The sequence below is a fragment of the Sphingobium sp. TomTYG46 genome, from assembly GCF_055396345.1.
In genome coordinates this window covers 427,161-447,056 of the sequence record NZ_AP027325.1, presented here as the reverse complement: position 1 = coordinate 447,056, position 19,896 = coordinate 427,161, and the positions used below count along the sequence as shown (strand labels likewise).

Here is a 19,896-nt window from a genome sequence, read left to right as displayed (position 1 = left end):
CGGCGGACATTCGACGGCCCGCCGCCGTCACGCTGCTATCAGGGATCGAGCCATTCGCCCGGGTTGATCCCGGCGTTCGAGCGCGCGAATTTCAAAATCTTGGAGACGCGTTCGCCGAGCACGGTCGGGTCCTTCGACGCTTCGCAGCTCGGGCCATGCTGCCAGCTTTCGGCGACGGTGATGCCATAACCCCAAACTTCGAAGACGCGGCCACTGACCTTGCTTGCTTCAGCGCTGGCGAGCCAGGCGACGAATCCCGCGATCCATTCGGGGTCGCGGCGCTCCAGCTGCTCCGGCGTCCATTCGCGCAACCCTGCCGTCATGCGGGTTTCCGCTCGCGGCGCAATGGCGTTTACAGTGACGCCGATCCGCTGCAACTCGCGTGCGGCGACCTGACTGAAGCTCGCAATGCCACCCTTGGCGGCGGCATAGTTTGCCTGCCCGATGTTGGCGAACAGGGCCGAGTGCGATGTCGTGTTGATGACACGGGCGTCCGGCTGGCGCCCCGCCTTGCTTTCCGTGCGCCAGTAATTGGCGGCGTGGTGCGTCGGTGCGAAGGTGCCCTTCAGGTGCACCTTGACCACGATGTCCCATTCCTCCTCGGTCATGTTGACCAGCATGCGGTCGCGCAGGATGCCTGCATTGTTGATGAGGATGTCGAGACGGCCGAAGGTTTCGACGGCCTGGCTGACCATCTCCCGGGCATTGTCCCAGTTGGAAACGTCACCGCCATTGACGATGGCCTCGCCGCCCAGAGCCTTGATCTCATTGACGACCTCTTGTGCGGGGGTCAGATCCTCGCCGCCGCTGCCTGCTGCGTCGCCGCCCAGATCGTTGACCACGACCTTCGCCCCTTGCTGTGCAAGTTTGAGCGCATAGGTGCGGCCGACACCACGTCCGCCGCCCGTAACGATCGCCACTCTGCCTTCTAGAAAACTCATGCCCACTTCCTTGCTTACCTAGGAAATATGTTTGTGCGCAGGGGGCGAACGGGCCGTCGCAGAGACCCCACCCGTCCTTGCCTCTTTACGCATCTAATCCGTATGCGTACTATATGCTTTAGATCGTTTATGCAACATCTGTCAGCATCAAGGACGGTGTCGCAGGAATAAAAATGACATATGTCGTGTATTGGCGGCTGCGGCAATGTTTAGCAGGCAGGGGATGGCCCGGTGGGAGAGGCGGCAATGGCAAGGTTGGAACGGAAGGTCATTATCATCACCGGCGCGGGTTCGGGCCTTGGCCGGGCGGCAGCAATCCGCTGTGCGCAGGATGGCGCGAAGTTGGCGCTGGTAGATGTGAACGCCAGGGGTCTTGAAGAAACGAACGGCGCCGTCCGGGAGTTTTGCCCGAAGGCGGAAATTCTCCTGGCGCAAGCGGATGTGTCGCAGGAAGATCAGGTGCGCGCCTATGTGGAAAAGACCGTGACCCGCTTCGGCACGATCGACGGTTTCTTCAGTAATGCAGGCATCGAAGACCGGCAGGTGGCGACCGAGGATGTCGATGCCGAATTTTTCGATCGCATCATGGCGGTCAATGCCAAAGGTGTCCTGCTGGGCCTGAAACATGTGCTGAAGGTGATGGCGAGGCAGGGCCATGGCCGGATCGTCAATACTGCCTCTGCGCTGGGTATTCGTGGTTCGGGGCGACAGGCCGGTTACACTGCCAGCAAGCATGCGATCGTGGGCCTGACCCGCAATGCAGCGCTGGAATATGGCGCGATGGGCATCGGCATCAACGCGGTCGCTCCGGGCGCTATCCTGACGCCATTGGTCGAAGCATCGCTGCGCCAGATAAATCCGGATGACTGGCAGGAAGCCGCCGAGCAGTTCGTCGCGCATAATCCGATGCGCCGCATGGGCACCGCAGAGGAGGTCGCGTCGGTCGTCGCCTTCCTCCTGTCTGCCGACTCATCCTTCGTGAACGGCGCCGTCATCCCGATCGATGGCGGTCAGTCTGCGCAATATTGACGGGGGCATGAGAAAGGTCGGTCATATGAACATCATGGGCAAGATTGCGCTCGTCACGGGGGCGGGGCAGGGCGTGGGGCGCGGTATCGCGCTGGCTTTGGCGGCTGGCGGAGCGCTTGTGATATTGGCTGGCCGCACAAAGGCCAAGCTGGACGCCGTGCATGCCGAAATAGCGGCTGCGGGCGGCCAGTCGGACGTGGCTCCACCCGCCGACGTCAGGGACGCGGCGGACATAGAGGCTCTCGTCGCCTATGCCGCCGATCGGCATGGCGGCATCGATATTCTGGTCAACAATGCGCAGCAGGCGGTGCTGGCGCCGCTGCTCGACATCGATGATGAGGGGCTATTGCTGACCTTCGAGAGCGGGCCGTTCGCGGCGTTCCGCATGATGAAGGCAGTTCATCCCCATATGAAGCGGCGCGGCGGCGGGGCGATCATCAACATCGTCTCTTCGACCGCCGTAAACTGGGACACGAGCGGCACCGCCGCTTATTCGGCCGCGAAACAGGCGATCGGCGCCATCACGCGGGCGGCGGCATCCGAATGGGGACCAGACGGCATCCGCGTCAACAACATCGCGCCACTTGCCGGGTCGCCCGCCATGCTCGCCTGGCTTGACGCCAAGCCGGAGGGGCCGGACGCCTATCTGTCCACCATCCCCATGCGACGGATCGGTGATCCCCAATCCGATATCGGTCGCGCCGTGCTTTTCCTCGCGAGCGATGATGCCGCCTACATCACCGGCGCAACGATCCCGGTGGATGGCGGCCAGGCGAACTGGAACTGAAGGATGGCAGAGGAAAAGCGATGAAGGACGAACCGGCAAGCGGCATCGTGCGGGCGTTGCTCGTAATTGGTGGAAACTTTCATGACTTCGACATGGTGCGCCGCCGCTTGCTGGAGCGACTGGGGGAGCATGAGCGCATCAGGACGACATGCACCAACGGTTTTCATGATCTGGATACGCTAAGGACCGCTGATTTTCTGGTGACCTACACCACGAACATCTTCCCGGAAGGCGAAGCACTGTCAGAACTGGAGCAATTCCTGGCGCGCGGCGGAAGATGGCTCGCCGTCCATGGGAGCGCGGCCTATATCGAGTTTTCCGGCCCAGAGGTGGAGATTGGCGGCATCAAACTGCCCGGTCTTACGGATACGCCCGACCGGCATCCGGCCTATATGGATCTCCTGGGCTGCCGCTTTCTCTCCCACCTCGCGCCCCAGCCCTTTACCGTGCGCCCCGTATCCGACCACCCGATCGTAGCGGGCCTGCCGTCATTCGAAGTGGTGGACGAACCCTATATTCTGGAGTTGCGTGGGGAGAGCGAAATCCTGCTCGAGTCCCGCTATACTGGCGATGCGCCCGGCTATGTGAAGGGGCCATGGCTGGAGGATGCGCCGCGTCCGCAAGCGGTGCTGCATCGACACGGCGCGGGCGAGGCGCTGTTCCTGGCGCCGGGCCACAGCTGCGGACGATATGACATGCAGCCCTTTATCGCGGAGATTGAGCCGCAGGTGGGACCGTGGGACAATCCGGTCTACATGGAAGTCATCCGGCGGGCGATCCGCTGGGGCGCGGGCATGCCGGTGAACGCGCCATGACCCATCCCAACCCTATCGAAGCGGTATTGAAGGCCGCATATATGCTCGACGAAGCCGTTGATGCGAAAGATTGGCGGCGCGTAAGACGTAGCTTCACAGCCATGGTCACCGTAAGGATAGGGGTTCTGGTAGGCGATGAGGCTGCGGCCGTACCTGTGGACGAGCTGGTGGCAGGGATCGCGTCACTCAATCCTCCCGCCAAGACGTCCTGCCACATGTTACTCAACCCGATCGTTTCCGTGAAGGCCGAGCGGGCGACCCTGCGCGCGAAACGCTATGGCTGGGCCAGCTGCGAAGAACTGGCGCCGCCGCTTCATGAACTATGGGGCCTGCTCTCCTATGGCTTCAGGCTTGCAGACGGAGAATGGCTGATCGAGGAGATGGGTCTCGTCACGCTGCGTGAAGCGGGAAATCAGGACGTCGCCCTGTTTCGCGATGTCGCCTAATCCTAACGATCTTCCACCTCGTCCGTCGCTTGAGCGAAGCGCTCAAGATGCAGGTCGGCGTCACCAAACTGCCGCGCGATGACGAACAGGCGGCGATAATGGTGGCTGATATTCAGTTCCTCGGTCACGCCGATCCCACCGTGAAGCTGGATCGCCTGCTGGCCCACGAACAGCCCTCCTGTAGACGCCTGAACCTTGGCCGCTGATACGGCGGCGGTCCTGACGACCTCTTCCTCCTCCATCGCGCCCAGCGCATTGAACAGCGCGGAGCGGGTCATCTCCACCTCTAACAGCATGTCTGCCATGCGATGCTGAAGCGCCTGAAAATTGCTGATGGTCGTGCCGAACTGCTTGCGGACTTTCAGATAATCACGTGTTGCCCAGAGCGCAGCGTCCATGATGCCCACCGCTTCACCGCAAACGGCAACGATGGCATGATCAACGGCCAGCGCGACCGCACGTTCGGCCTCGACGCCCTCCATGAGCAATTCGGCTGATGCGCCCTCAAGATGAATGTCGCAGACCCGCCGATTGTCCAGAGTGCGATAGCGGCGCAGTTCGACACCAGCCTGACCCTGTTTAACGAGATAAATGCCGACCTGATCTTCATGCCGGGCAGTCACGAGCAGCAAGTCCGCGTGGCTCGCGCCTTCGACCAGAGATTTGATCCCGGTGAGGAGCTGCGACGACCCCGAACCTTCCGCGCGCGTTTCGACAATTCGCCAATCGCCGCGCCCCGCAGGCTCCTGCAAGGCGACAGCGGCGCGCTGTTCGCCCATGATCAGATCCGCGAGCATGGCGCCCGCCCTGTCCGATCCGATGGCCGCCAGCAATTGGGTGGCGAGGACATGGCCGATAAAGGGTTCGGTCACCAGACCGCGCCCCAGTTCCTCGGCTATCAGCGTATTTTCTGCGACGCCGCCGCCAAACCCGCCGACCTCCTCCGTCAGTCCCGCGCCCAACCAGCCCAGTTCGGCAAAGGCTCCCCAATGATCCGGCGCGATCCCGTCCGTCGATCGGATGATGGCGAACCGTTTTTCCCAATCATATTCCCGTTCGACGAAGCGCCTGACGCTATCCCGCAGAGCGTCCTGCTCGGCTGTATAGTTGAAATCCATGATGTCACAGCTCCAGGACGGTCTTGGCGATCAGGGTGCGCTGAATCTCATTCGCCCCGCCATAGATGGTGGTCGCGCGACGGAACATCGCCTTGGCCGCGACGCCGATGCCATGTTCCGGCGTGGGGCTGGCGCCATGGTCCTGATCGTACAGGCGATATTCCGCGTCACCGTCGGTGCTGACGGCTATGCCATAGTCGCCCAAGGCTTCGGTGGCGAGGTCGGCCACGCGCTGGCGCAGTTCCGACCCGCGAACCTTGACCAGAGACGCGACGGATGCACTGCCATGATTGTCGGAGGTCAGCGCGCGCAGCACCGCGATTTCCAGCGACTTCGTGTCGATTTCGATACGGGCCAGCTTTGCGCGAAAGAGTGGGTCTTCGATCAATGGGCGCCCGTTCTTCCTCTCGATCCGAGCGATTTCGCGAAGCTGGGCAATGTCACGCCGGGTGTGCGGGACTTCGGCGCTGTTGGTGCGCTCATTCCCCAGCAGGAACTTGGCGTGGGTCCAACCTTGCCCTTCCTCCCCGATGAGGTTCTCCACGGGCACGCGCACATCGTCGAAGAAGAACTCGTTGACCGTCAATCCTTCGTCCAATGTCCAGATCGGGCGGCGGGTGATGCCGGGCGTCTTCAGGTCCACGACCAACGAAGATATGCCAGCCTGCGGCTTGACGTCAGGATTGGACCGCACCAGCATGAACATCATGTCGGCATGATGCCCTTCGGTGGTCCAGGTCTTTTGCCCGTTGACGACATAATGGTCGCCATCCCTCACCGCGCGCGTGCGCAGCGAGGACAGATCGGAGCCCGCGCCCGGTTCCGAAAATCCTTGCGCCCAGAATGTCTCGCCCAGCCTTATACCGGGAAGATGGGCCTGCCGCTGCTCTTCGGAACCGAAAGTGTAAATGACCGGCGCGACCAGTTCGGCACCGATCCGGTCTGCGGTTGGCGCATAGGCGCGGCGCGTCTCATCCTCGAAGATGAACCGTTGCACGGCGCTCCAGCCGGGACCGCCATGGGAGGCGGGCCAGTGCGGCATCGACCATCCCCGCTCGGCGAGAATGCGCGTCCAGGCCGCCTGATCCTCGCGATGGGGATGAAAGTCGTGGCGGCCGCGCCGGGCGACGTCCGCTGGAAGGTGGGCTTCCACAAACGCTCGGATTTCAGCTCTGAAGGCCTTATCCTCTTCACTGTAGGCGGGATCCATCGGCTCAACCTAGCCCTAAATCGTGTGTATCAATACCATATGCATACATACGTAATGTAGGGGAACGCAAGATGGAAAGCGTCCAATCCTTCGAGCCGCGATCAACGGCCAGTGAAGGACGGATGCCGCTTCTCGCGAACCGCGCGCAACGCTTCGCCGAAATCGGCGGTGTAGGTCGCCAGTCCTTCATAAGCGACGCCCGCTTCGAACACGGAACTGAACAATTGCCGCAGGGCGATGTTGGTGACCGATTTGGTGTAGCGTATCGCCGATTGCGCGCCGCGAGCGAGGCGTTCCGCATATTTGGCGACATGGCCGTCCAGTTCGGCCGCCGGAACCACGAAGCTGATCAAATTGCATCTTTCCGCTTCCACCGCGCCGATTGCTTCGCCGGTCAGCAGATAATGTTTCGCCTTGCCGAAACCGATCAGTTGCGGCCAGATCAGAGCCCCCCCGTCACCGGCCACAAGGCCCAGCTTGACGTGGGGGTCGGCGAACCGGGCATGATCGGCGGCGATGACGATGTCGCACAACAGTGCAATAGACGCGCCGAATCCGATCGCGTCGCCATTCACTTTGGCAATCACAGGTTTGGGGCAGTCGAGCAGGCCCATGACGATGCGCCGCATGCTCTTTGCATCATTGACGAAAGGTTCACGGCGGCCTGCTGCCTGGTCTTCCAACCACTCCAGGTCACCGCCTGCGGAAAAGGCGTTGCCTGATCCGGTCAGGACGATGATGTCGCTCTCGGCGTCGTCCGCAGCGTCGAAGAAGACGCGGGCCATTTCCTCATGGAGAGAGGAACTGACGGCATTCAGCACGTCCGGACGGTTCATCCTTATGGTCAGAACCCGTCCTTCACGCTCGAAAGCCAGGGTTTCATAATGCTCGAACTTCATGTCCTCTCCCAGTGCTGCTTGGGTTCGCTCGGCCTTGTAACAACCAGATAGCAGAATTTAGAACGCTAGCACACTATCGACCGCAAAAATATGCGCACGGCGCAGAATTTGCCTCATTCCAATATCTCCGTTCGCCCAGCATCGAGCGGCAAGCTGCCCGACAGGAGTCGGTTTGATTCCTCCAGAAGGTCCGTCAGCATAGCGATTCGTTCGGACCCCAGCTTTCGGGAGAGCAGCTCGTCCTGCTCGACCGCGCCGAATTTCAATGGCTGGTGCAATGTCTGCCCTTTGGCGGTCAAGTGGACCATCACCAGTCGCCGATCGGCCGCGGCCCGCCGCCGCTCTATTATGCCCGCCTTCTCAAGCCTCTGAAGCGTCTGTCCGATTGTCGCTTTGCCAATCTCCAGTCTCCGCGACAATTCTACCTGAGAAAGAGGTTCTTCCAGCCATAATTCTCCAAGAACATAGGCTTGAGCAGGCGCTATTCCTGTCATCCTGATCCTCTCAAGATAATCCGCTTGCGTGATACGGGCCAGTAATTGCGCCTGATATGCCAATGTCTTCTTGAACATCGGGAATGAGCATTGTTGCGCGTCGTTATCCGGCTTTTCCGCCCGCTTCATCTTGTCACTGCTTCTCGCCACCCTCATCCCCCTTTGTTTCGTGCCGGATGCCGCTGCGAATCATGCCGACGTTTGGCGGTGGCCTTGTCCCATCATCTTGCATCATGGCCCTGCCCGTATCAATAAATGACATTTGTATGTTTATGCGCCATATTGTAGTGACGGTTGTCAAGGAGCGTTGAGCGATACTCAAAACGCGATCTGCCAAAATCAGGAGAGAAGCACGTGAAGGGAAATGTGGACACGCAATGGCCCGCTGAGGGTATCGCATTGATCACGGTGGGCGATGGCGGCGTATCGGGAAGCCTGACCACCTGCGCCACGGTAAGCCTGCTTGCGGACGCATTGGAGGGAGCGATCGAGCAAAAGGCCCGCGTCATCGTGCTCGCGTCATCCATCGAGGGGCACTGGCTCGAACATGCCTATCTGAGCGACATCGTGAACCTGGTCGAAGGGGAGGCCGCCACCGGCGATCCGGCCGGGTGGTTCCGCTCGCTCCAGCTTCTCAACCGTGGGCCTGCGGTCACGATTGCTGCGATCAACGGTGACACATCGGGCGGCGGTTGCGAGCTGGGTTGGGGATGCGACTTGCGGGTCGCGGAGGAGCAGGCGCGCTTCAGCCAGCCGGAAGTAGCCATTGGCGCAGGCACCGGGATCGGCGGAACGTCCCGCTTGATGCGTCTGATAGGACGGACGGCCACTGCCGAAGTCGTCCTCACAGGGCGCCCCCTGACCGCGCAAAGGCTATATGAGCTTGGCGGCCTTAACCGCGTGGTTCCCAAAGGCAAAGCGGTTGAAGAGGCGCTTGCGCTCGCCCGGCATATCGCATCGCTCCCGCCGCAGTCGGTCGCCGGGATGAAGAAGATGCTGGGTGAGGCAGAAGACCTCAACCAGAGCCAGGGCATCGAGAATGATCAGCAGATCAGCCAGGGCCTGTTCGCGCACCCCGACAGCGTGGCCAGCATGAAGGCGATTCAGGCACGCTTCGACGCTGGCGAAAGCATGGATCAGCTTTACTGGAAAAATGACTAATGTCGCCTATTGAAAATAGTATGCTAGCATAGTAATGATGATGGGCGCGAAGGCCGGTCGTCCGGCTTTGCCAGTCATTATCCAAAAATGGGAGAGGGTTCATGGATCTGGGCTTGTCAGGATTGAAGGTTATCATGGGCGGCGCGACCCGCGGGATCAGCCGCGCCGCCGCCGAACTGTTCGCTGCGGAAGGCGCGCAGTTGGGCCTCTTCTCGCGCAATGGAGACGCGCTGGAGGAATTCAACAGCGAGTTGGGCGGCAAGGCCGTCACACGGGAATTCACGCTTGAGGATCGCGAAGGTTATAAGGCGATGCTGACGGGCCTCGCCGAAGAACTGGGCGGGTGCGACATATTCATCCATTCGATCAGCTCATCGGGCGCGCAAGGCGCCATGGACTGGGACGAAAGCTATCGTATCGACATGCTGGGCGCGGTCGATGCATGCGAAGCACTCGAGCCATATCTTGAAAAGTCGCAAGCTGGCTCGGTCATCTTCATGTCGAGCACGGCGGCAATCGAGACATTCCTGATGCCCCAGGCGTTCAACGCCATCAAGGCGGCGCTGATCACCTACGGCAAGCAGCTGTCGCAGGTCTGGGCGGCCAAGGGCGTCCGCGTCAACATGGTGACGCCTGGCCCGATCAGCTATCCGGGCGGCAACTGGGAAGGGGCCAAGGCGCTCATGCCCGACCTCTATAACGGCATCGTTGCCCAGATTCCCATGGGACGGCTGGGATCACCGGAGGAGGTTGCGAAGTCGATCGCATTCCTTGCGAGCCCGGCGGCCGGCTACGTCACGGGGGCCAATCTGGTCATCGACGGCGGCTTTACGAAGCGTGTCCAGTTCTGATCAGGGGGTACTCAGGAGTAAGATAAATGGCGGCCAATGCTCGCTACGCGGAAATCCGGTTCAACGACCGTCCTATTAAAGAACAACTGTCTGATCCGGAGAGCTTTATCCTGGAGCCGGGGGAGGTCACCGCCGACTTTGAAAAGAAGTCGCCTTGGCGTCTGGAAGACCTCCATCCTAATATCGCCGATTATCGCACCGTCAAAACCAGCAGGTCCATCGATCCGGCGGTCATGGCCGCCGAGGAAGAGCGGCTGTGGAGCAAGGTCTGGCTGCTGGCGGGGGTATCCAGCGATATCCCCAATGTCGGCGACTGGTTCCGGTTTGACGTCGGCAAGCAGTCCATGATCATTGTCCGCAACAAGGAAGGCGTCGCGGCCTTCTATAATGTGTGCAAACATCGTGGGAATGAGCTGGTACAGGATGATTTCGGCCATGGCGCCACCTCCTTTACCTGTATCGTTCATAGTTGGCGCTTCAACCTGAACGGCAAGAATGTACGCGTGACCGACCGGGAAACATTCCGCGAGGAGGCGCTGTGCCAGAACCTGGACCTGACCCCGGTCCATGTCAGGGAATGGGGCGGATTGGTGTTCGTCAGCATGAATCCCGACCCGATGCCGTTCGAGGAATATTACGCCGATCTTCTTCCGATGCTGGCTTCCTACAGGATCGAGGAAATGTTTGTCGTCAAGCATTTGACGGTCGACATCCCCGCCAACTGGAAGACGATGTACTCGGCGTTCAATGAGACCTATCACGCGCACGCGACGCATCCCCAGATCAAACCCTATGTCGATGACCATTATGTCCAGTACGACTTCTACCGTAATGGGCATAATCGCAATCTGTTCTCGGTAGGTTCTGTCAGCCCTCGTTGGCCGGACAATCGTTTCGTGAATGTCGGTCTCGCCTATTTTCTTCAGGAAGCGGGCGTGAAGATGTCGGCGCTTAAAGGCGATGCGCGGCATGTCCGTCGGGCGTTGCAGCAGGCCAAGCGAAGCGAGAACAATCCCTTTGGCGTCGATTATTCCGGCTACACCGACAATCAACTGACCGATGACTGGAACCCGTCGCTGTTCCCGAACGTGACGATGAACATGCATCCCGAAGGCATATTGCTCCAGCGGTTCCGGCCTCATCCGACCGACCCGGAGCGCGGATATCAGGATGTCTTGGTGTTGTCCGCCAAGTTGGCGGAAGGACGGCGGCCGCCAGCCTATATGGGTGTGGAGGACGATATCGACGTTTCGGGCAAGGTTCGCCCCCCGATCCGCCGTTCGACCCACGACAACCCCCAGGCTGGTGAAGTGGTCGAACAGGACATCGCCAACATGGTGACGATGCAGCGTGGCATGCGATCAAAGGGATTGAACGGCACCATCGTCTTTTCCGAGCAGGAGCGCCGCATCCAGCATTTCTATGCTGAACTCGATCTCTATCTGGAAGGCAAAAAGGGGGGCTGAGCCACGTTATTTCGCCAGAAATGGCATGGTAAGGCCAAAGGGGCCGCGTATCTGATGATGCGCGGCCCCTTTTATCAGCTTCGGATCAGATCGTAGGAGGAGAGAAGGCCGAGCCGCTTTCCAGTTCCTGGGCCAGGCGGGTGAGGAAATCACCCGCCGGAGCGCCATCAATGATCCGGTGATCGACGGTCAGCGACAAGCCCATGATGGGCCTCACCACGATCGTCTGGCCATCTTCGGCCACCCAAGGCTTCGCTGTCATGCGCCCCAGGCCGATGATCGCTTGCTGAGGATAGCTGAGGATCGGCGTGAAATGCTCGACGCGCGTCAGGCCCAGATTGGTGACCGTCACCGTGGCGCCTGTTAGTTCGGCGATTGTGAGCTTATTCACCTTTGCCCGTGCCACCAGATCAGCACGTCGCTCCGCGATGTCGGGCAGGGAAAGGTTGCCTGCATCGAAAATGGCGGGCGCGACCAGCGCGCCGGGCAGCGCGATCGCGCAACCGACGTGAATCTGTTCCTGCGGCTCCACGCCGCGATCCGTCTCCACCGCATTGAACAAGGGAAAATCGCGCAGGATGGATGTCAGCGCGGCGATGATCAGGTCTTCATAGCCTAATTTCGTGTCGGCCGCTTTCCAACTGTTGCGCGCAGCGACCAGTGCGGATGCGTCAATGTCGCAGAAGAAGCTGAGCTGGGCGGTCTTTTGGAGACTTTCGCTCATCTTCTGCGCGATGATTCCCCTGATCCCCGTCAGGGGGAGTATGTTGTCAGACGCCATTATATGCCCTCAATATCAGTGATTTGATCGCGCACCGTTGCTTATGCTGTCAGCCGCGCAGCGACCGGAAGCAGTCGCGGAGTTCGCGCACGAAGATGCCGGGTTGTTCCCAGGCGGCGAAGTGGCCGCCTTTATCGACATTGTTCCAGTGAATGATGTTTTCAAAGTAACGGTCCGCCCATGCGCGGGCAGGCCAGATGATCTCACGCGGAAAGTGGCTGTAACCCAGAGGTAGCCGGACGTTTCTGGGTCGGAAACCGCTCATGCTTTCCCAATATAGCCGCGCCGACGACGCACCGCTGTCGGTCAGCCAATAAAGGGTGATGTTGTCCAGCATCTCGTCCAGAGAGAAGACGCTTTCCGGTACGCCCTCGCAGTCGGACCAGCGCTGCAGCTTTTCATAAATCCACGCTGCCTGCCCGATCGGGGAGTCGGCCAGCGCAAAGCCGATCGTTTGTGGCTTGGTCGCCTGAAGCCGCGCATAGGCGGATTCCACGTTATTGAACTGCCGCATTGACTCCAGCGCCTTCTGCTCTTCAGGCTCAAGAGAGCCCCCGAGATCGGGTGGAACGATTGAGAGCATGTTGAAGTGGACAGCCGCCAGCTCCGCAGGTTCATCGACCGCGAGGCACATCGTCACCAACGACCCCCAATCGCCGCCCTGCGCCACATACCGGTCATAGCCCAACCGTCGCATCAACTCGGCCCAGGCTTTTGCAATTCGTTCCACGCCCCATCCAGTGACGGGAGGCTTTTCGGAAAACCCATAACCGGGAAGGGATGGTATGATGAGGTGGAACGCGTCTGAAGCCTTTCCGCCATGGGAGAGCGGATCGGTGAGCGGGCCGATGACGTTGCGGAACTCCAGCACCGAACCAGGCCAGCCATGTGTCAGCAGGAGCGGCATGGCGTCCGGCTCGGCCGAACGGATGTGGAGGAAATGGATGTCCAGCCCGTCGATACGCGTCCGGAATTGGCCAAGGCTGTTGAGCAGCGCCTCGCATTTCCGCCAATCATAGTTTGTGCGCCAATGGTCGGCCAAAACGCGCAGCCGGGCTGATGGGACGCCCTGTTCCCAGCCTGATACAGGCTGCTCGTCCGGCCAGCGCGTCCGCTCGAGCCGCTGGCGGAGATCGTCAAGCTGCTCCTGCGGAACGTGTAGCGCGAACGGTTCTACGAGGGACATCACGAACGCTCCAGCACGGAATGCAACACCAGGGCGATGCGGTGTATCAGCCGCTGGGTGAAATGCGCCCCTGCGCTTGCAACCAATATGTCGTCGCTCAAGCCTTTCTCAAAGGTATGGCGCCCGCCCTTCAGCACCAGATTCATGAGCCGCAATCCGGCACGTAGAGCGAAATAATCGATCTGCCTCTGCGGAATATCCAGGCCACCCGCAGCGCGATAGGCGTCCATGAAGCTTTCCCAGTCAGTCGCTGCGATCACGACGGGGTAACAATAGCCAAGGTCCTCACCGGGATGACCGATCGCCGCCTGCTCCCAATCAAGGACCGCGGTGATGTTGCCGTCCTCAGCCAGAACATTATGAAAAATCATGTCATTGTGGACGATCGATCGCCGGTCATCCATGCAATCGACATTGGCGCGCAGCCAGGAAATGGCGGCCGACATGGTGATGGAGGGCCAGCGGGCAAGGGCATGCCATTCGCTCGCCATCTCTTCCAGTTCCGCCTTCCAGCTTTCAGTGTCGAATGAACTTCGTGAAGGGCGCAGGCCCTGTCCCACTTTTTCGACCGGCTGCTTGTGCAGGATCGCCATTTGCCTCGCGAGATCCAGCACGACATTGCGGTCAGCGACCGGCAGCCAATATTCGGGTTGCGCGGTCGTGCCCGGAGCATGTTCCACCAGCATGAAGGGGGCATCGAGCCACGCGGGGTCCGTCTCCACCAGAACCGGCGCTGGCACGCTCATGCCCGCTTTGTGGAGCAGGTCCAGCAAATTGAACTGCGTCAGCTCGTCCAGGAAGCTGTCATTGGTGGCCAGATTGGGGATGCCGCGCTGGATGACCAGCCGGGCAGGAAGATCGCCCATATCCGTTAGGCCAAGCAGCGCCGTCTGGCGCGATCTGCCGCCAACGACCAGCTTGAACGAATCGACGCGCAATCCCTCACACCCGGTTCGCTGCCGCAGATAGGCTTCCAATCTTTTGGGATCGATGGAGTCCTTATCGCCACCCGTCTGTTTGGGCGGGGCACGCTCGACCTCATCCATGCGTGCGACGGCTGCCTCAAGAAGGCTGCGTTCACCGGCTATCGCATCTCGGAAAGCGGCGAGTTGATCGCCCCGGTCCAGACATCCGGCCATATCTGTGATGACTGCGCCCGTCGATCGATAGGCGGCGGCGTTTTCAGCGGGGCCTCCTAATCGGTCTGTGTCAACGATCTGCACCGGGCTGGGCGAGTCCATGAAGGCAGATGGCCCCGGTTCCAATCCGTTGGCCGTAGCGGTCAGGACTCGTATGCCATTGTCCAACGTGGCGCGCGCATCGCTGTCGGCGACGAAGGGGCGAACCTCTCGCTGCAAGGCTTCGGCCACGGCCCAAATATGACGTGCGTTTGTCATTGGCTTCCTCTTTAGACCGCATGCATATGGTACGATGACATATTAATCAACAGAGGCATTGTCTGACGCCAAAATCTATCCTTTTCCGCGCTACCCCTCAGCGCGCTTGACATAGGGAGTGGAGCATATAGTAATATCGCGTACCAATGTTTAGGCGCGCTTGAATCGACAAGCCCCGCGCAAAGAGAGCAGTGCAGTGGATATAAGCTTATCAGAAGAACAGGAAGCCATCCGTGACAGTGTGCGGAAGGTGTGCGACCAGTTCGGGGACGATTATTGGTCCCGCTGCGAAGATGAGAAGACCTTCCCATCCGAATTCCACAAGGCGATGGCCGATGCCGGATGGCTGGGCATCACCATGCCCGAGGAATTTGGCGGCGCCAATCTGGGCGTAACCGAAGCCGCCATCATGATGCATGAGGTGTCGGCAAGCGCGGGCGGCTACTCGGCGGCCAGCACAATCCACCTCAACATCTTCGGCCCCCATGCCGTGGTGGTTCACGGCACGGCCGAGCAGAAGAAGCGGATGCTCGAACCGCTGATAGCGGGCACGGATCGCGCCTGTTTCGGCGTGACGGAGCCGGACGCCGGGCTCGACACGACTAGCATCAAGACCTTCGCGACGAAGGTGCCGGGCGGATATCGCGTTACTGGCCGGAAAATCTGGACGTCGTCCGGACAGGTCGCGAACAAGATCCTGCTGCTGACCCGCACGACGCCCAAGGAACAATGCAAGAAGCCGACCGACGGCATGACGCTGTTCTACACCGACCTTGACAAGAGTCAGATTGAGGTGCGCCGCATCCCCAAGATGGGCCGGAACGCGGTGGATTCCAACGCCACCTTCATTGATGATTATTTCGTGCCGGATGAGGACAGGATTGGTGAAGAGGGCAAGGGGTTCCATTACATCCTGCACAGCCTCAATCCCGAACGCATACTTGTCGGCATCGAGGCGGTTGGGCTGGGCCGGGGAGCGCTGGCGCGAGCGGCAAAATATGCCGGTGAGCGCAAGGTGTTCGGCCGCTATATCGGTCAGAATCAGGGCATCCAGCATCCCCTGGCGGAAAACTGGACCTATCTGGAATCCGCATACTGGATGATCATGCGGGCAGCGCACCTGTATGACACCGGCAAATCCTGCGGAGCGGAGGCGAATGCCGGCAAGTTCCTCGGCGGCCGCGCTGCCTTTGACGCTTGTACCCGCGCCGTCATGACGCATGGCGGCATGGGATATTCGACCGAATATCAAGTGGAAAGGCTGTTCCGCGAGTCGATCCTGATGCGGATCGCGCCGATCACCGAGCAATTGATCCTGAGCTTCATCGCGGAAAAAGTTCTGGATCTGCCGAAGTCCTATTAAGAAAATCAGCTGGAGTGGATGACATGTCCAATTGGCCAAAACCAGACGCGGCGACGCTCCTGGAAATCTATCGCAAGGCAACGCTCATCAAGCAGAATGACGAACATGTCATCAAGCAGATGATGGCGGGCAAGCTGGTGATGCCCTATTACAGCCCGCGCGGGCAGGAAATCATCCCCTCCGCGATCTCCGTCAGCCTGGATGATGATGATTATATCTGCACCATCTATCGCGGCATCCACGACATGCTCGCCAAGGGTTTTCCTCTGGATGAGCTGTGGGCGGAACTTGCAGGCAAGGTAACCGGCACGTGCAAGGGCAAGGGCGGGCCGATGCACCTGACCTGCCCTGAAAAGGGCATGATGGTGACGACCGGCATCGTGGGATCGTCCATGCCGATCGCCACCGGCCTTGGCTGGGCAGCGAAGCTCGACGGCCGCAACCGGGTATCGGTCGCAAACTTTGGCGACGGGGCGACCAATATCGGCGCCTTCCATGAATCGATGAACATGGCCGCCGTGTGGAAGCTGCCCGTCATTTTCCTCTGCCAGAACAACCATTATGCCGAACATACGGCTCCCGAATATTCGCGGGCGATCGACCGCATCTCGGATCGGGCTGCGGCTTACGGCATGCCCGGCGTGACCGTAGACGGGAACGACCCGGATGAGATGTTCGGCGCTGCCAAGGTGGCGATCGAACGTGCCCGGGCGGGGGAGGGGCCGACGCTGATCGAGGCCATGACCTTCCGTTTCAATGGCCATATCCTCGGTGAGGCGGGCCATTATATGGACAAGGCCATCTATGCCGAGGCGCAGACAAAGGACCCGATGCCCGTCCTGCGCGCGCGGTTGCTATCCGAAGGCATCGCCACGGAAGCGGATCTGGCCGAAATCGAACGGGATGCTGACAGCCGGATCGTGGCAGCGATCGAAGCCGCCATGGCCGCAGACTTCCCAGACGTCGCCGAACTGAAGCGTGACGTGTTCGCTGAAGAAATCGCTTGAGGTAATGGCAATGACCGACACAATCACTGCATCCGCCACGCAGGCTTCACCCGCGTCGCAGGACACCGAACCCAAGAAGATGACGATGGTGGAGGCCATCAACCTGGCGCTTCACGATGCCATGGAGGCCGATTCCAAGGTGATCGTCCTTGGCGAAGATGTTGCCGATCCGCAGGATGGCGGCGTCATGGGCGTGACCAAGGGGCTGTCCACCCGCTTCGGCGAAGAGCGCGTCAAATCCACCCCCATATCCGAACAGGCGATCATCGGCGCGGCGATCGGCGCAGCCGTGGGCGGGTACAAGCCGGTGGCCGAGATCATGCTGATGAACTTCATCGCGGTCCCGATGGACATGATCTTCAACCATGCCGCCAAGCTGCGCTTCATGTCGGGCGGCCAGACCGGCGTGCCCATGGTCATCCGCACCATGACGGGCTCGGGCTTCTCCACGGGTGGCCAGCATAGTGACTATCTTGAGGCATGGTTCGCCCATACGGCAGGCATTAAGGTGGTCGCGCCTTCAACCCCCGATGATGCCTATGGCCTGATGCGGGCGGCTATCGACGACCCCGATCCCGTGCTGTTCATCGAAAATATGCCAAGCTACTGGACCCCCGCGCCGGTGACCAAGCAGGTGGTGCCGATCGGCAAGGCGCGCATCGCCCGCGAAGGCGCCAATGTGACGATCATCGCGCATTCGCTGATGGTGACGCTCAGCCTGGCTGTGGCGGACGCACTGGCAGCTGAAGGGATTTCGGTGGAGGTCATCGACCTGCGCACCATCTCGCCCTGGGATCGCGAAACCGTGCTTGCATCCGTGCGCAAGACCGGCCGCGCGGTGGTCGTGCATGAGGCGGTGAAGCAGTTCGGCATCGGCGCCGAAATCGCGTCGGTCATCTCCGAGGAACAGTGGGGCACGCTCAAAGGCCCGGTCCAGCGCGTGGGCGCAGCCTATTGCGCCGTGCCGTTTTCCAAACCGCTGGAGCAGGCGTTCGCGCCCAGCGCTGATACGATCCAGGCGGCCGTTCGCAAAGCGCTCGTCTGATCAGCAGGGAAGGAATATCGGGCATGCTTCAATCGGCGCCGGACGAAAGCTATCTGGTCGATTTGGAAGATGGCGTCCTGCGTCTGTCATTCAACCGACCGCAACAAGGCAACGCCATTCCCAAGGCGATGGTGCCGCTGCTGACTGAACTTTTCCGTGCGGCGCAGGCGGATCGAACCGTCCGGTGCATCCTGGTTCGGGGCGAGGGCAAGGTTTTTTCCGCGGGCGGCGACGTCGCGAGCTTTGCGGACTCGATCAAGCAGGAGGTGGCGGTGCGGCAGGCGGATTTCGCTCGCCGCCTCCCCTTGGCGCGACATCTGGTGGAGGCCGTGGTCGCGTTCGATCGGCCAATCCTTGCCTCGGTACGGGGAGCGGTCGCGGGTGCGGGACTATTCTACCCGTTGATCGCCGACTATGCGATTGGCGACGAAAGCGCGACCTTCGTCTTCGCGCACCAGCGTGTGGGGCTCAGTCCCGATGGCGGCGTGACAGCGGTGCTGCCGCAGGTGGTGGGAACGCGCATGGCCCGCATGCTGCTGCTAACAGGGGCAAAGGTCGATGCCGCTGAAGCGCACCGGCTGGGCATGCTCCACAAGATCGTTGAAGCGGAGGCGTTGGAAGGGGAAGCGATAAAGATCGCCCGCCGCCTCGCGCAGGCGCCGCAACGCGCTGTCGTGGCCGCGAAAAAGCTAGTCAATGACGCGGCAGCGCGCAGCCTTGCGCAGGTCCTCGATGCCGAAACAGATGGCATCGTTGCATGCGTGGGCGATGCTGATTTCGAAGAGGGCGTGACGGCCTTTCTCGAAAAGCGCGCGCCGGTATTCCCTTCCGTCCGCTAAAGGCGTGGGCGCTCCCCCTGCGTTGGAGAAGATCATGCACATCCCGCTGAAGGAAACGCCCTGGGAGGGCGCTTTTCCCGATATCGACAATTGGAGCGAGAATTTCTGCCTCGCCGGGTTCGATCCGCAGTCGGGCGTGGGCCTCTGGTTCCATATCGGCCGTTGGCATCACGACCTCACCCTCTTCCGTGAGGTCGTCATCATCCGCTTGCCCGACAACACGGTCATCGCCCATCGAGCCATCGGCAATGCCCATGCCGCCGAAGACGGGCCGGGCGGCCCTCATCTGGCGGTACGGATCGTGGAGCCTGGGCGCAAGCTGACTTACCGCTTCAACGGTGGTGTGATGCGTGTTCCCGCCGCCCAAATGCTCGACGGGCTGGTGGGAGACGGACGGCGCATGCCTGCTTCGTTCGACCTGACCTTCACATCGACGGCCGATATATGGGATCTCCATAAGGTCGGCGCGTTGCAGGAATTTCTCCCCGCTGGCCACATCGAACAGCCCGGTCTTCTTTCCGGATCGATCCGCGTCGGCAGTGAACAATTCTCTTTCAACGCGATGGCCAACCGGGATCACAGCCTTGGCGGGCGCGATAATCGCAATCTGCACAGTCACCAGTGGTTTCAGGGCTATTTCGAAAATGGCTTGTCCTTCCTACTGTTCGATGCAGAGATCGATCAGGGTGAACAGGTCGTGTTTTCAGAGGCCGTCATCTACGAGGATGGCAAGAGTTTCGAAGCCAGGATCGAACAGATCGAACGATGCAGCCATGTGAATGACGACCAAAAGCTGATCCGGACGGTGTTAAGTTATGAGAACGGCACGCTGGTCATCGACACGGCTGGATTCCACGGCAGCTCCTACCTTTCGCTCGCTTCGCCCAATGACACATATGTCGGCGTCTATCCTACCGATCCGGGTCCAACGCGCGTGGTGGACGAGCAGTCCGTCAGCCTTCTCCTCAATGGGACGGTGAAGGGCTATGGCTGCTACGAACGGACGATCCCCGGCGCTCATATTCGGGAAGTTTAAAAGCTCCCGCCATCCGGCATATTCC

General features: G+C 60.6%; 20 protein-coding genes. 12 read left to right on the top strand and 8 right to left on the bottom strand.

The annotated features are described in order from the left end of the window. Positions 1-38: 38 nt before the first annotated feature. Complete coding sequence (locus tag ACZ5YV_RS15285) at positions 39-941, bottom strand: SDR family NAD(P)-dependent oxidoreductase (protein ID WP_464789246.1); 903 nt, start codon at positions 939-941, stop codon at positions 39-41. A gap of 246 nt (positions 942-1,187) precedes the next feature. On the opposite strand from ACZ5YV_RS15285, the gene ACZ5YV_RS15280 reads away from it, so the two are divergent. Genes ACZ5YV_RS15280 through ACZ5YV_RS15265 form a run of 4 tightly spaced genes read left to right on the top strand, consistent with a single transcriptional unit; the run spans position 1,188 to position 4,018 of the window. After that, on the top strand, positions 1,188-1,970 hold the full coding sequence (locus ACZ5YV_RS15280; RefSeq protein ID WP_464789245.1) for an SDR family oxidoreductase: 783 nt from the start codon (positions 1,188-1,190) through the stop codon (positions 1,968-1,970). A 7-nt stretch (positions 1,971-1,977) separates the two neighbouring features. Further along, complete coding sequence (locus ACZ5YV_RS15275; RefSeq protein WP_464789244.1) at positions 1,978-2,757, top strand: SDR family NAD(P)-dependent oxidoreductase; 780 nt, start codon at positions 1,978-1,980, stop codon at positions 2,755-2,757. Positions 2,758-2,777: 20 nt separating this feature from the next. Then, positions 2,778-3,572 (top strand): ThuA domain-containing protein, encoded by a 795-nt coding sequence (locus ACZ5YV_RS15270; protein ID WP_464789243.1) that lies wholly within the window; start codon positions 2,778-2,780, stop codon positions 3,570-3,572. Next, positions 3,569-4,018, top strand: a complete 450-nt coding sequence (locus ACZ5YV_RS15265; RefSeq protein ID WP_464789242.1) for a nuclear transport factor 2 family protein — start codon at positions 3,569-3,571, stop codon at positions 4,016-4,018. Before ACZ5YV_RS15270 ends, ACZ5YV_RS15265 begins: the two co-directional genes overlap by 4 nt. A 2-nt stretch (positions 4,019-4,020) precedes the next feature. Here the strand turns inward: ACZ5YV_RS15265 and ACZ5YV_RS15260 are convergent, their stop codons facing one another. The 4 genes from ACZ5YV_RS15260 to ACZ5YV_RS15245 all read right to left on the bottom strand — a co-directional run bounded on the left by ACZ5YV_RS15260 (position 4,021) and on the right by ACZ5YV_RS15245 (position 7,889). Further along, positions 4,021-5,136 carry an acyl-CoA dehydrogenase family protein gene (locus tag ACZ5YV_RS15260; RefSeq protein ID WP_464789241.1) on the bottom strand — a complete coding sequence of 372 codons (1,116 nt, stop codon included), beginning with the start codon at positions 5,134-5,136 and terminating at the stop codon, positions 4,021-4,023. Positions 5,137-5,140: 4 nt separating this feature from the next. After that, positions 5,141-6,346 (bottom strand): acyl-CoA dehydrogenase family protein, encoded by a 1,206-nt coding sequence (locus tag ACZ5YV_RS15255; protein WP_464789911.1) that lies wholly within the window; start codon positions 6,344-6,346, stop codon positions 5,141-5,143. A 101-nt stretch (positions 6,347-6,447) separates the two neighbouring features. Next, the gene (locus ACZ5YV_RS15250; RefSeq protein ID WP_464789910.1) at positions 6,448-7,245 is read right to left on the bottom strand and encodes an enoyl-CoA hydratase/isomerase family protein; all 798 of its coding nucleotides are present in this window, start codon (positions 7,243-7,245) and stop codon (positions 6,448-6,450) included. Positions 7,246-7,358: 113 nt separating this feature from the next. After that, positions 7,359-7,889, bottom strand: a complete 531-nt coding sequence (locus ACZ5YV_RS15245) for a MarR family winged helix-turn-helix transcriptional regulator (protein ID WP_464789909.1) — start codon at positions 7,887-7,889, stop codon at positions 7,359-7,361. 204 nt (positions 7,890-8,093) lie between these two features. Between ACZ5YV_RS15245 and ACZ5YV_RS15240 the strand changes: the two genes are divergently transcribed. From ACZ5YV_RS15240 to ACZ5YV_RS15230, 3 genes are all read left to right on the top strand, one after another. Beyond that, positions 8,094-8,900, top strand: coding sequence for an enoyl-CoA hydratase/isomerase family protein (locus ACZ5YV_RS15240; RefSeq protein ID WP_464789908.1), 807 nt, complete (start codon positions 8,094-8,096; stop codon positions 8,898-8,900). A gap of 101 nt (positions 8,901-9,001) precedes the next feature. Then, positions 9,002-9,751 carry an SDR family NAD(P)-dependent oxidoreductase gene (locus ACZ5YV_RS15235; RefSeq protein WP_464789907.1) on the top strand — a complete coding sequence of 250 codons (750 nt, stop codon included), beginning with the start codon at positions 9,002-9,004 and terminating at the stop codon, positions 9,749-9,751. 26 nt (positions 9,752-9,777) lie between these two features. Continuing rightward, the gene (locus tag ACZ5YV_RS15230; protein WP_464789906.1) at positions 9,778-11,217 is read left to right on the top strand and encodes an aromatic ring-hydroxylating oxygenase subunit alpha; all 1,440 of its coding nucleotides are present in this window, start codon (positions 9,778-9,780) and stop codon (positions 11,215-11,217) included. An 85-nt stretch (positions 11,218-11,302) separates the two neighbouring features. Here the strand turns inward: ACZ5YV_RS15230 and ACZ5YV_RS15225 are convergent, their stop codons facing one another. Genes ACZ5YV_RS15225 through ACZ5YV_RS15215 form a run of 3 tightly spaced genes read right to left on the bottom strand, consistent with a single transcriptional unit; the run spans position 11,303 to position 14,581 of the window. Further along, positions 11,303-11,998 (bottom strand): 2-oxo acid dehydrogenase subunit E2, encoded by a 696-nt coding sequence (locus tag ACZ5YV_RS15225; RefSeq protein WP_464789905.1) that lies wholly within the window; start codon positions 11,996-11,998, stop codon positions 11,303-11,305. Between the two features lie 49 nt (positions 11,999-12,047). After that, on the bottom strand, positions 12,048-13,184 hold the full coding sequence (locus ACZ5YV_RS15220; protein ID WP_464789904.1) for an epoxide hydrolase family protein: 1,137 nt from the start codon (positions 13,182-13,184) through the stop codon (positions 12,048-12,050). Beyond that, positions 13,184-14,581: a phosphotransferase family protein gene (locus tag ACZ5YV_RS15215; protein WP_464789903.1), complete on the bottom strand. Its 1,398-nt coding sequence runs from the start codon at positions 14,579-14,581 to the stop codon at positions 13,184-13,186. Before ACZ5YV_RS15215 ends, ACZ5YV_RS15220 begins: the two co-directional genes overlap by 1 nt. Positions 14,582-14,777: 196 nt before the next feature. Here ACZ5YV_RS15215 and ACZ5YV_RS15210 point away from each other — a divergent pair, with 196 nt between their 5' ends. The 5 genes from ACZ5YV_RS15210 to ACZ5YV_RS15190 all read left to right on the top strand — a co-directional run bounded on the left by ACZ5YV_RS15210 (position 14,778) and on the right by ACZ5YV_RS15190 (position 19,871). Continuing rightward, positions 14,778-15,944 (top strand): acyl-CoA dehydrogenase family protein, encoded by a 1,167-nt coding sequence (locus ACZ5YV_RS15210; protein ID WP_449468906.1) that lies wholly within the window; start codon positions 14,778-14,780, stop codon positions 15,942-15,944. A gap of 23 nt (positions 15,945-15,967) precedes the next feature. Beyond that, positions 15,968-16,951, top strand: a complete 984-nt coding sequence (locus tag ACZ5YV_RS15205; protein ID WP_464789902.1) for a thiamine pyrophosphate-dependent dehydrogenase E1 component subunit alpha — start codon at positions 15,968-15,970, stop codon at positions 16,949-16,951. 79 nt (positions 16,952-17,030) lie between these two features. After that, a complete protein-coding gene (locus tag ACZ5YV_RS15200) occupies positions 17,031-17,996 on the top strand; it encodes an alpha-ketoacid dehydrogenase subunit beta (protein ID WP_464789920.1) in 966 nt (321 codons plus the stop codon). Positions 17,997-18,019: 23 nt separating this feature from the next. Continuing rightward, on the top strand, positions 18,020-18,835 hold the full coding sequence (locus tag ACZ5YV_RS15195) for an enoyl-CoA hydratase/isomerase family protein (protein ID WP_464789901.1): 816 nt from the start codon (positions 18,020-18,022) through the stop codon (positions 18,833-18,835). Between the two features lie 4 nt (positions 18,836-18,839). Next, positions 18,840-19,871 carry a hypothetical protein gene (locus tag ACZ5YV_RS15190; RefSeq protein ID WP_464789900.1) on the top strand — a complete coding sequence of 344 codons (1,032 nt, stop codon included), beginning with the start codon at positions 18,840-18,842 and terminating at the stop codon, positions 19,869-19,871. The last annotated feature ends 25 nt before the right edge of the window (positions 19,872-19,896 follow it).